Genomic DNA, 14,301 nt, shown 5'->3' on the forward strand with positions numbered 1-14,301 from the left:
CTAGCGCATGCCCTTCGAAACCGTTTGGGCCATTTCATCCGAGGCCTGGATGACCTTGGCGTTCATTTCGTAGGCGCGCTGCGCCGAGATCAACTCGGTGATTTCCTTGACCGGATCGACGTTCGAGGCTTCGAGATATTTCTGGTTGATCTTGCCGTATCCGGAATCGCCGGGAAGACCGACGACCGGCGTGCCCGACGCCGTGGTCTCCTTGTAGAGATTGCCGCCGAGCGGCTCGAGGCCGGCTTCATTGGCGAAGTTGGCGAGGTTGAGCTGGCCGATCTGCCGCGGGTTCACTTCCGTGTCGAGCTTGGCAAACACCTGCCCGGTGGCGTTGACCGTGACCTCGACGGTTCCCTGCGGCACGGTGATCGCGGGGTCCAGGAGGTAGCCGTCGATCGTGACGAGCTGGCCGTTGGCATTTGTATTGAACGAGCCCGCGCGGGTGTACTGCACCTCGTTGTTGGGACCGAGCACCTGAAACCAGCCGCGGCCGTTGATCGCCATGTCGTAGGGATTTCCGGTCTGCGTCAGCGCGCCCTGGATGTGCAGCTTGCGGATCGCCGCCGACTTGACGCCAAGGCCGAGATTGGCGCCTTCCGGAATCGGCGAGGAGCCGTTGACGTTGGCCACGCCCTGCATGCGGTCCATCTGGTAGAACAGATCGGTGAATTCCGCCCGCGCCCGCTTGTACGACGTCGAGTTGATGTTGGCGATGTTGTTCGCGATGACTTCGATGTTGGTCTGTTGGGCATTCATGCCCGTGGCCGCAATGGCGAGCGATTTCACTTGAACCTATTCCTTCAGATCAAATCGACATCCGGACGACTTCTTGATAGGCCTGCACGACCTTGTCGCGAACCGCGACCGCCGTCTGCAGGGCCTGCTCCGCCGACATCAGCGCCTCGACGACGCGCCGGGTCGATTCCTTGCCCTGCATCGCCGAGATCGACGCGGCTTCGCCCGCCTTCAGCGTCCCGATCGCATCGCTCGTCACCTGCTTCATCACAGACTCGAAGCCGACATCGTCCGTGGACTGGACTGCCGTCGTCGCCGCAGGCGAGATCGCCTGCGTCTCGGTCGCGCGCGACGCCGCCTGTCCTGCGGAGATCGCCGTGGATGAAATCGCCTCAAGCATTGTCAGCTCCTTAGGAGGTCGATGGTCATGCCGAGCATCGACCTGACCTGTTTCACGACCTGGAGATTGGCTTCATAAGACCGGTTGACTTCCCGCATGTCGGCCATCTCGATCATCATGTTGACGTTCGGCAGCTTGACGTAGCCGGCCTTGTCGGCGGCGGGATGCCCGGGATCGTACTCGACGCGGTACGGTGTGGTGTCGACGCCGATCTCCTTGACCTTCGCGAGCTGCGAGCCCGAGGCGCGGTCCATCGCGGCATCGAAGGTGATCGTCTTGCGCTGATAGGGATCAGCGCCGGCGGTGCGTCCCGTCGAGGTCGCGTTCGCGAGATTCTCCGAGACGATGCGCATGCGCGTCGACTGCGCTTCGAGCCCGGAGCTCGCGACCGTGAGGGAGGCGCTCAGTGAGTCCAGCATGTCAGTTCACCTCAGGCCTTCGCACCGGCCAGGACCATGCGGTGGAACGACCGCACGATCGCCGAGTTCATCGAATAGTCGCGGTTGACGTCGCTGCCCTTGATCATTTCCTGCTCGAGGCTGACGGAGTTGCCGGAATGGACCACTTCCCAGCTGTCCTTCTTCGCGGTTGCGCGCGTGTCGGTCTCGGCCGCGGACAATTGCAGGTGCGAGGGCGACGTCGTGGCGAGCCTCACCGGCATGCCGTCGAGCACCTTGTTGAAGGGCTCGACGTCGCGCGCGCGAAAGCCCGGCGTGTTGGCGTTGGCGACGTTGGTGGCGATGGTCGACTGGCGAAGCTCGAGGTAGCGCGCCTGCGACGATGCGAGTTCGAAGAGATAAAGCGGTCCCACGACAGCCCCGTTCTGGTCCATTCGAGAGGAGCCTAGGGCGTTAAGCTTTCGTCAAGCTGTTGGGCCGGACGTCGTCCTCGGAATTCTACTGGACCTTCTCGGTGCGCGGCGTCTGCTTCGACTGCAGGAAGTAGATGATCTCGGCGACTGGGCGGAAGAACTCCGCCGGAATCACCTGATCGACCTGGACCGCCTCGTAGAGCGCGCGCGCCAGCGCCCTATTCTCGATGACGGGAATCCGGTTCTGTTCGGCGACCTCGCGGATCTTCAGCGCGATCACGTCCATGCCCTTGGCCACCACGAGCGGCGCGGGATTTTCCTCGCGGTTGTAGCGAAGCGCGATCGCAAAATGCGTCGGATTCGCGATCACCAGGGTCGCTCGCGCGGCGGAGGCGATCATGCGCTGCCGCGAGCGGTCGCGCGCCAGCGAGCGCAGGCGGGCCTTGACCAGCGGATCGCCCTCGGCCTGCTTGTGCTCGTCCTTGATCTCCTGCTTGGTCATGCGCAGCTCGCGCCGCCAGTGGAAGCGCGCCCAGGCAAGGTCGATCGCGACCAGCACGATGGTCGCGATGCAGATCGCCGAGACGATCCGCATCGCGATATTGAGAATCATCTCCGGCAGCGCGACCGGATCGGTGTACATCGCCTCGAACGCCTTCGCTTCCGACGAGCGCAGCACGAAGACGACCACGGAGGTCACCGCGGTCAGCTTGAACAGCGACTTGCCGAACTCGACGAGGCCACGCGTTCCGAACAGCCGGCTCCAGCCGCCAATCGGGGAGATGCGCGACAATTCCGGCTTGATGCGCTCCAGCACGAAGCGCGGCGCATTCTGCAGCAGCGAGGCCGCGAGCCCGAACACCATGAGGATGACGACCAGCGGCACCAGGAAACGCAGCGCCTGCAGGCCGACCACGGTGAGCAGGTTCTGCGCGTCCGCGCCTGTTGCGAGCGGGAAGCCTTCGGGATCGTCCAGCAGGCTCGTCAAGGTCGGCGTCAATTGCTGCACGCCCTGACCGATCAGGAACGCCATGATGACCATCAGCGCGGCCATCGAGGCGAAAATAGAAGCCTCCCGAGAGACCGGGATCTTGCCCTGTTCGAGCGCATCACGGACTTTCTTCTCGGTCGACTCTTCTGTCTTGCTCTCCTGATCGGATGATTCTGCCATGTCCGTTCAGCGGTCAGCGGAAGACCAGCTCATCCTCCTGCTCGGGGTTGAGCTCGATTTCGCCCTTCTCCGCGAGCTCGAGCGCGAGATCGGTGATCACGCGCCGCGCCTCCAGCACGTCGCGCTGGTTCGAGGGCTCGCCGATGGCGAGCTCGTGCTCGACGACACGACGGACGCGCGAGGCGACCGAGGACAGGATCAGCTCGCGGAAGTGCTTGTCGGTGCCCTTCAGCGCGATGACGATGCGATCGGTCGGCACCTGGTCGAAGATCATGATGCGCGCCTTCGGCGTCAGGTTGGTCACGTCGTCGAAGGTGAACAGCAGCTCCTTCAGCACCTCCGCCGATTTCGGCCGCTTCTCCGACAGGCTCTTGAGCATGTCCTCGATATGGCCGCGCTCCATCTTGTTGATGATGTCGGCGACGCGAGCATAGGTGTCGGCGCCGAGATTGCGGGCGAAATTGAGCGTCAGGTCTTCGTGCAGCGTCTTCTCGAGCACTTTCATCGCGTCGTCGACGATCGGCTTGAGGCTGAGCACGCGCCGCATCAGCTCGTTGCGCAGGCTCGACGGCAGCTGGCTCATCACCTTGGCGGCGCAAGACGGCTTGACCTTGGACAGGATCAGCGCCGCGGTCTGCGGATGCTCCTTGGAGAGATAGGTCGCAAGCGAATTTTCCGATACCGACGAGACGCGATCCCACACCGACCGGCTCGAATTGCCGAGCAGGTCCGACATGATCGCCGACACCTGGTCGGCGGGAAGCACGTCGCCGAGCACGGCCTCCAGACCGCCGAGGGTGCCGAGAATGTTCGCGCCCATCGAGAATTGCTGCGCGAACTCCTCGACGATGGATTCGAGCTCCTGCGCCGTGATCGGCCGCAATTCGGCCGCGGCCTTGGTGACGATGCGAATGTCCTGGGGCTCGAATTGCGCGAGCACGCTCGCGGCCGCCTGCCGGCCCATTGCCAGCAGGAGCGCCGCGACCTTTTCCGTTCCGCCCAGCGCGGCAACGCCTCGCTGCTTGATGGGAGCGATGCCGACCTGTGCCGCCATGGTCAGCTATCGCCCTGCCCCAGCGGACCGACAATCTCGGTGAGCGAGACGCCGAAGCGGGAATTGTCCTCTTCGACGACGACCACCTCGCCCCGGGCGACGATGCGGCCGTTGACCACGACGTCGACGGGCTCGCCGACCCTGTGGTCGAGCGGAACCACGGCACCTCGGCCGAGCTTCATCAGGTTCGCCACCGGAATGGTGGCCGATCCCAGCACCACCTGCATGGTGACGGGAATGCGCAGGATGGCGTCGACATTGGCGAACTTGCCGCTCTCCTCCGCGGTGCGCGCGGCGATTTCCGCGAGCCGCTCCAGCGGGGTCGTGTCGGTATGCCCCTCGTCGGCGGCCGGTGCTCGCGTGGCAGAGTCATAGTCGAAGGATTGCGCCATCTGGTATCGCCTCTTGGTAGTTCCGCTCCCGGAACGCCCCGGCGTTCCGCTCGTATTGGTTCTGCCGGCTTGGGCTTCAGTGCTTGTTCACTTCGGTGCCGCCCGTGGTCGCGGCCGGCGCAAGCCCGCTGCGCGCGTCGAGCGCCGCGATCGCCTCATGGGCCTGATCGATCTTGGTGCTCAGCACGTTGGCGAGGCGCCCGAGATTGGCGGTGGAATCATGCGCCGCGGTAATGACCGTGTCGAAGGCGCCCGCCGTCTCGTGGACGATGGTGGAGAATTCGCCCTGGTAGCTGCGCAAACGCGCCAGTTCGCGGTGCATCCGCGTCACCCGCATGCTGGTGAAGGCGAGCGCGATCAGCAGCACGGCATCAACGAGATAGGATATCATCGACGAACTCCCGTTTCTGATCCACGGGATCGGCCACCTGCATGGCGTAATAGCCGTCAAGTTGGCCGATCTGACACCAGAACAGCACCTGGTTGTTGCTTTCGAGACGGGCCAGCGTGCGCGGTGTGGCCTCCAGCTCCAGCACCTGCCCCACCTTGAACTTCACGACGTCCTCGAGCGAGATCATCTTCTCGTCGAGCACGGCGCTCAGCGTCACCTCGGTGCGGTGGACCTCGCTCTCCATCTGCTCGCGCCAGCGCGGATCGGTCGTGCGGCCGTCGCTGGCAGTGACGGTTGCGAGCTTCTGACGCAGCGGATTGAGCGCGGAGTGCGGAATGATCAGGAACATCTGGCCGCCGCGGTAGAGCGCCTGCACCATCATGTTCGCGCAGATCGACATGTTGCTGGCGCGCCCGATCGCCAGCGACGCCATCGCCGTCTCGACCCGCTCGACACGGAAGGTGACGTTGGAGGTGCCGGCGAAGGCGCCCTGCAGCGCCTTGGCGAAGCGCTCGAACAAGGCCTGGACCAGCCGGATCTCGATGTTCGAGAACGTGCGCTCGACATCGAGCGGCGGTTCCGCACCGTCGGATCCGAACATCGCCTCGACCATCGTGAACACGAAGTCGCGGTCCAGCATGATGATGACGCGCGAGTCCCACTGCTCGGCATAGAGCACGGCAGCGACCGCGTTGCCCTCGTAGTCCTTGATGATATCGCCGAGAGGATCGTTGGTGATGCCGTTGACCGAGAAGTAGCACGGCGTTCCCGCCATCGGCTGCAGGCTGTCGGTGCACGATGCCGCCATGCGATCGAAGATCACATTGAGCATCGGCATGCGTTCGATGGATATGCCGGCAGCGTCCAGCAGATAGTTCGGGAGCTGCTTCTTGTGATCGACGCCGACGTCGTCTTCCATCATCATGCGCGGGCGGCCTTGGGTTCGGGCTCGGTGACGACGGCCTTGGGACCTGCGATTGTCTCGTTCTCGACGACGTCGATCGAGGGCCGCTCGCCGCTCGCGATCATCTTGCGGCCGTGTTCGACGGCGATCTGCGGCATGGCGCCGTTCATGAACGCGAGCAGCGTCTGCTTGACGATGATGTAGGGGCGGCACTTCTTCTCGCGCGTCATCTTGATCTTGATCGCGAAGGGCGAAAGGACGCCGTAGGACAGGAAGATGCCGGCGAAGGTGCCGACCAGGGCCGCGCCGATGAAGCCGCCGAGCAGCTTCGGCGACTGGTCGAGCGCGCCCATCGCCTTGATGACGCCGAGCACGGCAGCGACGATGCCCAGCGCCGGCAGCGCCTCGGACACCGTCACCAGCGCATGATAGGGCGCCAGCTTGCTCTTCACGATGGTGTGGATCTCCTCGTCCATCAGCGCCTCGATCTCGTGCGTGCGCGCGTTGCCCATGATGATGAGGCGGACGTAGTCGCAGATGAACTGGAGCAGCGAGGGATCGCCGAGCACGCTCGGAAACGCCTTGAAGATCTCGGAGGACGCGGGATCGTCGATATGCGCCTCGACCTCGTTGCGGCCCTTGCCCCTGAGCTCGCGCATCAGGGCATGGAGCGCCCCGAGCAGATCAAGGTAGTAGCGCTGGCCGGGCACCGCGCCGGTGATGGCCTGCATGCAGGCGACGCCGGTGTCCACGACCGTCTTCCACGGATTGGCCACGATGAAGGTGCCGACCGCGGTCCCCATGATGATCACGAATTCCCACGGCTGCATGAGCACGCCCAGGTGCCCGCCCATGGCGGCAAATCCACCGAGCAGCGCCGCTACCGTGATGAAAACCCCCACGAAACTGCCCAACGCGCCGCTCCATCGCCGATCCCATCGGGAATATCTAGTCGGCGAGCCTTGCGCGAAGCTGGCTTCCCGCACCGCCAGCCCCGCGCAAGCAATTGGCGGCACCTTGAGGCCGCGTCGCATCAGCGGCCAGAGAGGCGCGTGTCATGCTATCCACCATCGCGGACTACACCCGGCTGACCAAGGACATGGGCAAGTCGCTGACACAGGTCGCGACGCAGCCGGATGTCAGCCGCGAGACCGATTACTTCCTGAGCCATATCGGCAACGTGAAGACGATCGACGACTTCCTGAAGGACTATCGCCTCTATTCCTACGCCATGAAGGCCTATGGCCTTAGCGACATGACCTACGCCAAGGCGTTCATGCGCAAGGTGTTGACCGAGGGTGTCGCGAACAAGAACACCTTCGCCAACAAGCTGACCGACACCCGCTACCGCGAATTCGCCACGGCCTTCAATTTCGCCGCCCTCGGCAGCAACGCGACGAAGACCGTTCAGGCCACGACCGGAACGGCGACCCATTACGTCACGCAGACGATGGAGCAGAAGGCCGGCGACCAGAACGAGGGCCTGCGGCTGGCGCTCTATTTCACCCGCAAGGCGTCCACGGTCACGACCGCCTACCAGGTGCTCGCTGACAAGGCGTTGACGCAGGTGGTCCAAACCGCGCTCGGCCTGCCCTCGACCATCAGCGCGGCCAACATCGACGCCCAGGCCAAGATGATCACGGACAGGATCAACCTCGCCGATTTCAAGGACCCGGCCAAGGTCACCAAGTTCGTGCAGCGCTTCGCAGCGATGTGGGACGCGACCCAGGCCCAGAGCGACAATTCGACCAATCCCGCGCTGGTCCTGATCGGCGGCGTATCCTCGGCCAGCATGGACACCAACATGCTCGCGAAACTTCAGTCCATCCGGTTCGGAAAGTAGCCCATGCAATCGGCTCTCTATGTGGGATTGTCGGCGCAGGTCGCCCTCGAAAAGCGCCTCCAGACGATCGCCAACAACGTCGCCAACGTGAACACGGCGGCGTTCCGCACCGACGTGGTGAAATTCGAGACCGTGCTGTCCAAGGCGGGCCCGAACCCTGTCGCCTTCTCCTCGCCCGGCGACAACATCATCTCGCGCGAGATGGGCAACATCACCGAGAGCGGCAACCCGCTCGATGTCGCCGTGGTCGGACAGGGCTGGATCGCTTTCGCGGGCCCGAACGGCACGGTCTATACCCGTGACGGCCGCCTCCAGATCGCCCCCAATGGCGATCTTCAGACCGTGAGCGGTTTCCCCGTCGTCGATTCCGGTGGCGCCCAGATCACGCTCGACGCCAATGGCGGGCCGATCTCGATTGCGCGTAGCGGCGCGATCACCCAGGACAACAACGAGATCGGCACCATCGGCCTGTTCAACATCCCTTCTGACGCCAATCTCGAGCGCTACGGCAATTCCGGCGTGACGCCGGACCGGCCCGCGACCGCCATCGCCGATTTCTCGCGCGATGGCTTCAAGCAGGGTTATGTCGAGGGCTCCGGGGCCAATCCCATGATGGAATTGACCAAGCTGATCGCGGCCTCGCGCGCCTTCGACGGCACCAATTCGATGATCGAGGGCACCGAGGGCTCGCTTCAGAACGCCATTCGCACGCTGGGCGAACCCGGCAAGTAAAGCGCTTCGCGCGCATTGATTGAGGTTGGACGGTTTCCTTGAACGCTCTTCGGCAACTCGAGTGGGCGCTGCTGGAGCTTCAGCAGAGCACTCCCCTGGCAAGCGTCAGCGGCGCGATCTCCGAGATCGCGCCGACGCATTTCCGTGTCTCCGGCCTGTCGCGCTTCGTCAGGCTCGGCGAGCTCATCGGCGTCAATTCGGCCGGTAAGCCCCAGATCGGCGAGGTGGTGCGGATCGACAGCGAGGGCATCGTCGCCAAGCCGTTCGACCGGCACTTCGCCGGCGGCCTCGGCTCGGTCGCCTACCGGATGCCGCCTCTGTCCTTTGCGCCCGACCCGAGTTGGAAGGGCCGCGTCATCAACGCCCTCGGCGCGCCGCTCGACGGACAAGGCCCCCTCACCCCGGGCTCCCTTGCCGTCTCGGCCGAAGCCGACGCGCCCTCGGCCATGAAGCGCGCACGCGTGCACAAGCCGCTGCGCACCGGCGTGCGCGTGATCGACCTGTTCGCGCCGATCTGCGCCGGCCAGCGCGTCGGCATCTTTGCCGGCTCCGGCGTCGGCAAGTCGACGCTGCTGGCAATGCTCGCCCGCAGCCAGGGTTTCGACACCGTCGTGCTGGCCCTGGTCGGCGAGCGCGGCCGTGAGGTGCGCGAGTTCATCGAGGACGTGCTGGGCAACGATCGTCAGCGCGCCGTCACCATCGTGTCGACGGGAGACGAAAGCCCGATGATGCGGCGGCTGGCGCCGAAGACGGCCATGGCGGTCGCCGAATATTTCCGCGACCGCGGCGAATCGGTGCTGCTCATGGTCGATTCGATCACCCGTTTCGCTCATGCGGCTCGCGAGGTCGCGCTCGCCGCCGGAGAGCCCGCCGTCGCGCGCGGCTACGCACCGACGGTCTTCACCGATCTGCCGCGCCTCCTGGAGCGCGCCGGCCCCGGCGAGGAAGGTTCCGGCACCATCACCGGGATCTTCTCCGTGCTGGTCGATGGCGACGATCACAACGAGCCGATTGCCGACACCATCCGCAGCACGCTCGATGGACATATCGTGCTGTCCAGGCACATCGCCGATCAGGCGCGCTATCCGGCTGTCGACGTTCTGGCCTCGGTCTCCCGCCTCGCCCATAACGTATGGGATCCCGAGGAGCGCGAATTGGTGAGCAAGCTGCGCGCCATGATCGCCAAATACGAGGATACGCGCGACCTTCGCCTGATGGGCGGATACCAGGCAGGGCGTGATTCGGGCCTCGACCAGGCTGTCGACATGGTTCCGAAAATCTACGGCGCGATGCGGCAAGACGCTTCCGCTCCCCCGAGCGCCGATCCGTTCCGCGAGCTCCGGGACATGCTCAGGGGCGACTAGCAGCCGAGAAGCCGGGACCGCGTGCGACATGCGCGCTGCGCCGTTCCCGCGCGTTGTTTTCGACAGGAGATTGCGCATGCCGCCGCGCCGCCGGCGCATGCGCCCGAACAGCCGCCTCCGGTTTTCGTCGTAACGCCTCCGCCATTGGAGCGAGAGAGCAACGCGCGGCAGTGCCGGAAGCAATTGCATGGTCGGCTCTGCGCCTGCGGCGATCAACAACCGGCGCGTGCAATTCCTGTGAGTTCCCTCGATGATTCTCCGACACCACGCACAAGTTGTGGATGACGTTGCCTATACGCATCGTCGGCCTGCACAAGCTTCAATCAGTTTGCGCCCAAACACAGACATCGAGATGACATGCAATCAAGGTGTCGCAGCGCCGAGTGCATTTCATTCGCGGCACAACGTATTGCATTCACTATCATGTGTACTGACCGAGCGAGAATGTCTTGAACGTTACATTCGCACGCAACGACATCTGGGGCTCGCGAGGGTCTGTACTTGATTTTGTTGAGAAGCTCATTCATCGTTTCGACGGAATATAAGAAACGTCTGCGTGTGACTTGAACTCAGGGGCTTCGGTTGAACTATTCCGATCCATCGTCTGCTGGCGACGGCAAACCGGGCTCCCGTGCGACGACGCCGTTGGCATGCCAATGGCGCAGTGACTCGCTCCAGAACACGCGAGCCTTGCGGATCAGGATCGGGCGCGCTGCAATTCGTTCATTCGAAGCTGAGCTCGACACGACGTGCGCGCCGGACGGCTGCAATCGTTGGATGCCCTTCGAAGGATTCGCAGACTGTTGCGCAAAGCGGCTTCGGGACGCCGCAAATGATGTTCCGGGGACGAGGTAGATTCATGCCATTGGCGCGGGAAGCCGTCGAGCTGCTGGTTCAAGCGGCGAGGGCTTGGTATTTCGAAGGCAACCAGCATGGATTGCGCGATCGGGAATGGATGGCGCTGCGCTTTCTCGGCCGCGCCAACAGGTTTTCGCGCACGCCGTCTGCGCTTGCCGGCTTCATAGGCGCCACCAGAGCGACCGCATCGCAAATCGTGAAGACGCTGGAGAGCAAGTCCTTCCTGGTGAGGAAGCCGTCGCAGGAGGACAAGCGTTCCGTCGTCCTGCACGTCACCGCGCAGGGCGAGAAGTGCCTCAATCAGCACGACCCGATCAATCACGTGGTGAACGCCGTCAGGGCGCTCGGCAATGACGAATGCGTCAGGCTGCGCGACTCGCTCCGCGAAGTGCTCAATCACCTCGACGCAGCCCATCAACGGCTCGATGCCAGCGTTTGCCGTGACTGCATGTTTCTCGCCGAACGCGGCCCGGCGGCCTCCAAGGGACGCGCAAGCGCCGAGTTCATGTGCCGGCTGTATCGCGCTCCGATCTCGCTCGAGGAAACCGAACTGCTGTGCACCAGCTTCGAGCGCACCCGCGACCGCCCGAAGATCGAAGAGCATCTCGACCGCGCGCGGATGGCGAGTCAGGGCTGAGACGCGCGCAATTTCCGGGTAAGTCTTCGGATAAGGCTTTGCGGATCCTTTCGCAGCAGCGCCTGTTCCAGAATGCGCACGCGCTCTCCACATCGTCAATGTGAGGCGGCAGCTTGTCCTCCAAGTGCCGTGTCATTCCCGCGAAAGCGGTGAATCCAGGACGCCGCGGCTTCGCGGTCCAATCACGGCCGTCTCGGACTACTGGATCGCCCGGTCAAGCCGGGCGATGACATTGAGCGTGGGGCGACAGGCACCTTCGCGCAGCGACATCCGGGATGCTCGCGACCGAGTCCCGGGTATCGCTGCCCTCACCCAGGGCCACCGGCCGCCGAATCTCCCGCACCATCACGCACAAAAAAACACCCGGCGGTTTCCCGCCGGGTGCTCGTCGAAAGACTTCGACTGATCTTACCAGTTGCGCTGAGCGCGGAGCAGCAGGGTGACGCTGTCCTGATCCTTCAGCTCGTACAGGGCGGCCGGCTTGGCCGTCGTGCCGGCACCAGCGTAACCAACCGTGCCCGAGTACTTCTGGTCGAGGCGGGTCCAGTTCAGGTCGCCCGAGAACGTCAGGTTCTTGACCGGGGTCCAGCGGGTGATGATACCGATCTGGCCGACGGCGAAGTCAGGGTTACAACCCGTGACACCGGCGAGACCGCCGAACACGCCGCCCGCACCGCCAGCGCCGCAGAGCGCGGTCTTGGCAGTCGAGCCGTACTGCGCCTGAGCGTAGGCACCGTAGAGCGCGGTGTTCCAGTACGGATCCCAGTTATGGGTGAAAGCGCCGCGGAAGCCCCAGGTCTTCACAGTCTCCTGCTGGCCGCCCGTGACGAACACGGTGTCCGGAGCATAGGCGAAGCCGACGCTCTGGTAGGCAACGCCCGAGTTGCCGAACATCGAGTAGCTGCTGCCCGCCAGGTTCTGGAAGTTGTAGCGGGTCGCACCGTCGGTGTAGACGCCCGAAATGTTGAGCACGTCGCCCGCACCGGTCGGGATGTTCTTGATCGACAGAGCGAGCTGAACTGCCCAGCCCCACTTGTCGTCGGGGTGGCCAGTGGCTTCGTTGGCGCCGTAGTAGGCAACGTGGTTGTCATGAGCAGCAACCGACGCCTGGAACATGCCCCAGGCCTGGTCGACACGGACCATACCGACGAGGTTCGGCGAACGCGAACCGCCGATGGCGTTGGTGCCGTAGGTGCCGCCGATCATGCTGCCAGCGGTCGCGCCGGTCAGGTTGACGTTGCCGGCCTGATAGTAAGCCGTCGCGTCTTCAGCCGAGAACGCCGCCGTCACGCCCTGACCGAAGTCAGCAGTGTAGGTGAACTGGTTGACGCCGGTGACAGTGCCGGAACCGCCGACGAGGCTGTCGATGTTGTTGCCGGGATAGTTGGTCCAGGGCGCGTCGAACTGCGACACGGCCTTACCCATGGTGAAGCCGGCGAACTGGATGAAGGCGTAGTACACGCCGAGCGAACCGCCCGAGGTGTTGCCGTCGGTGCCGTTGATCGACGAACCAACGAGCGCCGGGGTGGCGCCGGAGGTGTTGAGGCCGAGGTTGCCGGTGTAGACAGTGCCGCCCGTCGCCGAGCCGGAGCCCTGATAGCCGCCGGTGGTCCAGGTGAACACGCCGTCGAAGAAGGTACGGACGACGCCGTACTCGGTCGCGGTGCGCGTGTCGATGTTGAGATCTTCACGAGCGCGCATCTGGTAGTAGTTGCTCAGGCGGTTGTGTGCACCGGCCGGAGAACCGTTCGAGATGCCGTAGTTGCTGTTGGTGTTGAACGCGACTTCGGCGCGCAGATAACCACCCAGCTTGATGCAGGTGTCGGTGCCCGGGATGTAGTAGAAACCGGCGCCGTACAGCGAGCAGATCTTCACGTATTCGACCGCCTTGGCCTTCACGGGAAGATCGGCTGCGAACGCCCCGGAGACGGCCATCAGGCCGGCAGCCGAGCCGAGAAAGAGCGACTTCGTCAACTTCATTTAGGTAAACCTCCAGGTCGATTCAGGGGGCTCGGCTTCCTCGGAGGACACCGCTTCACCCTCATAATTTCCGTCCAATTCAGATCCGCACTGAGGTCCGGACTGAAACGACAGTGAGGTGCCCCCCCTCCGTCGTGACTCACGTATAGTTTATAAAAACAACCGCCTCAATTTATTGATCTAATGAATTGTAAGTTCGGCGGAAGATGTTGCTCGCGAGCAACAGAGCTTGCGAGAAGGCTAACTAAGATACTGAAGAAAAAGTAAAAAGCCCTCAGGGGGCATCCCGAGGGCTTTCTTGGAGGTCTCACATCGCCGTCTGTCGACAGGGTCAAGAGCAGCAAAGATTGAGTGGCACGAGACGTAATTGAATTAATTGATTTATGCAAGTATCAAATGGCTAAGCCATTCCAACAATGCTGTATCTGTCGCCTGCTTTCGACGCGCGACATAGGAGACGTCCCCGCGATATCCCGATAGAACATTGATCCAAGACCAATAAAAAAAGGATCAACGCCAAAGGGGGAGGGGCGACGCGGCATGATCGAGAAGAAGCTCGACAAGGCGATCAGGGACTTCATCTGGAATGTCGTCGAAATTCACGCGCAGCTGGATGACATCCACACCAGCTGGGCCGGATTGCTCGGCATTACCCAGCCGCAATGGCTGATCCTGATGGCGATCACCGAGCTGGACCAGGGGCAAGGCGTCGCCGGCACGGACATCGCGAACAAATTGCGCGTTCATCCGGCCTTCGTGACCAACCAGACCAAGATCCTGGAAAAGGGCGGCTTCCTGTCGCGGCGGCCGGCGGCGAACGACGCCCGCTTCGTGCTGATGTCGCTGACCGCGAAAGCGACCACCGACATCGAGCAGTTGTCCAAGAGAAGGCTCGCGCTGAATTCGACGATGTTCAACGATCTCGACGAGAAGACCCTGGCCGACATGAACACCGCGCTGGCAAAGATCGCCAAGAACGCCCGGCTGGCGGCGCGATTGCTGGCGATCGACGTGTCGTGATCCGCC

General features: G+C 63.5%; 16 protein-coding genes. 5 read left to right on the forward strand and 11 right to left on the reverse strand.

The features are described from left to right. The 10 genes from flgG to motA form a co-directional block, all read right to left on the reverse strand. Entirely contained in the window at positions 1-789 is a 789-nt protein-coding gene (gene flgG / locus AC0WRY_RS29060) for a flagellar basal-body rod protein FlgG (protein WP_063201481.1), read from the reverse strand. A 19-nt stretch (positions 790-808) separates the two neighbouring features. Continuing rightward, positions 809-1,138: a flagellar hook-basal body complex protein FliE gene (gene fliE / locus AC0WRY_RS29065; protein ID WP_211416090.1), complete on the reverse strand. Its 330-nt coding sequence runs from the start codon at positions 1,136-1,138 to the stop codon at positions 809-811. 2 nt (positions 1,139-1,140) lie between these two features. Then, a complete protein-coding gene (flgC, locus tag AC0WRY_RS29070) occupies positions 1,141-1,557 on the reverse strand; it encodes a flagellar basal body rod protein FlgC (protein ID WP_100174722.1) in 417 nt (138 codons plus the stop codon). Positions 1,558-1,568: 11 nt separating this feature from the next. Beyond that, positions 1,569-1,970 carry a flagellar basal body rod protein FlgB gene (flgB, locus tag AC0WRY_RS29075; RefSeq protein ID WP_194404183.1) on the reverse strand — a complete coding sequence of 134 codons (402 nt, stop codon included), beginning with the start codon at positions 1,968-1,970 and terminating at the stop codon, positions 1,569-1,571. Between the two features lie 64 nt (positions 1,971-2,034). Then, positions 2,035-3,120 carry a flagellar biosynthesis protein FlhB gene (gene flhB, locus AC0WRY_RS29080; protein WP_491122088.1) on the reverse strand — a complete coding sequence of 362 codons (1,086 nt, stop codon included), beginning with the start codon at positions 3,118-3,120 and terminating at the stop codon, positions 2,035-2,037. 13 nt (positions 3,121-3,133) lie between these two features. Then, a complete protein-coding gene (locus AC0WRY_RS29085; protein WP_491122089.1) occupies positions 3,134-4,174 on the reverse strand; it encodes a flagellar motor switch protein FliG in 1,041 nt (346 codons plus the stop codon). Positions 4,175-4,176: 2 nt separating this feature from the next. Continuing rightward, on the reverse strand, positions 4,177-4,566 hold the full coding sequence (fliN, locus tag AC0WRY_RS29090; protein WP_018318435.1) for a flagellar motor switch protein FliN: 390 nt from the start codon (positions 4,564-4,566) through the stop codon (positions 4,177-4,179). Between the two features lie 76 nt (positions 4,567-4,642). Next, complete coding sequence (locus AC0WRY_RS29095) at positions 4,643-4,957, reverse strand: hypothetical protein (RefSeq protein ID WP_212067306.1); 315 nt, start codon at positions 4,955-4,957, stop codon at positions 4,643-4,645. After that, on the reverse strand, positions 4,938-5,879 hold the full coding sequence (locus tag AC0WRY_RS29100) for a flagellar motor switch protein FliM (protein WP_211416604.1): 942 nt from the start codon (positions 5,877-5,879) through the stop codon (positions 4,938-4,940). Before AC0WRY_RS29100 ends, AC0WRY_RS29095 begins: the two co-directional genes overlap by 20 nt. Beyond that, on the reverse strand, positions 5,879-6,775 hold the full coding sequence (gene motA, locus AC0WRY_RS29105; RefSeq protein ID WP_211416087.1) for a flagellar motor stator protein MotA: 897 nt from the start codon (positions 6,773-6,775) through the stop codon (positions 5,879-5,881). Before motA ends, AC0WRY_RS29100 begins: the two co-directional genes overlap by 1 nt. Before the next feature lie 143 nt (positions 6,776-6,918). Here motA and AC0WRY_RS29110 point away from each other — a divergent pair, with 143 nt between their 5' ends. The 4 genes from AC0WRY_RS29110 to AC0WRY_RS29125 all read left to right on the forward strand — a co-directional run bounded on the left by AC0WRY_RS29110 (position 6,919) and on the right by AC0WRY_RS29125 (position 11,295). After that, the gene (locus AC0WRY_RS29110) at positions 6,919-7,704 is read left to right on the forward strand and encodes a DUF1217 domain-containing protein (RefSeq protein ID WP_491122090.1); all 786 of its coding nucleotides are present in this window, start codon (positions 6,919-6,921) and stop codon (positions 7,702-7,704) included. Between the two features lie 3 nt (positions 7,705-7,707). Further along, positions 7,708-8,436 (forward strand): flagellar basal-body rod protein FlgF, encoded by a 729-nt coding sequence (gene flgF, locus AC0WRY_RS29115; protein WP_212067307.1) that lies wholly within the window; start codon positions 7,708-7,710, stop codon positions 8,434-8,436. Between the two features lie 38 nt (positions 8,437-8,474). Beyond that, complete coding sequence (gene fliI, locus AC0WRY_RS29120) at positions 8,475-9,800, forward strand: flagellar protein export ATPase FliI (RefSeq protein ID WP_211416085.1); 1,326 nt, start codon at positions 8,475-8,477, stop codon at positions 9,798-9,800. An 859-nt stretch (positions 9,801-10,659) separates the two neighbouring features. After that, complete coding sequence (locus AC0WRY_RS29125; RefSeq protein ID WP_194404191.1) at positions 10,660-11,295, forward strand: MarR family winged helix-turn-helix transcriptional regulator; 636 nt, start codon at positions 10,660-10,662, stop codon at positions 11,293-11,295. A gap of 408 nt (positions 11,296-11,703) precedes the next feature. Here AC0WRY_RS29125 and AC0WRY_RS29130 read toward each other — a convergent pair whose 3' ends face one another. Next, complete coding sequence (locus AC0WRY_RS29130) at positions 11,704-13,275, reverse strand: porin (RefSeq protein WP_313753844.1); 1,572 nt, start codon at positions 13,273-13,275, stop codon at positions 11,704-11,706. Positions 13,276-13,815: 540 nt separating this feature from the next. On the opposite strand from AC0WRY_RS29130, the gene AC0WRY_RS29135 reads away from it, so the two are divergent. Further along, on the forward strand, positions 13,816-14,295 hold the full coding sequence (locus AC0WRY_RS29135) for a MarR family winged helix-turn-helix transcriptional regulator (RefSeq protein WP_194404193.1): 480 nt from the start codon (positions 13,816-13,818) through the stop codon (positions 14,293-14,295). The last annotated feature ends 6 nt before the right edge of the window (positions 14,296-14,301 follow it).

It is taken from the genome of Bradyrhizobium sp. T-12 (assembly GCF_058314695.1).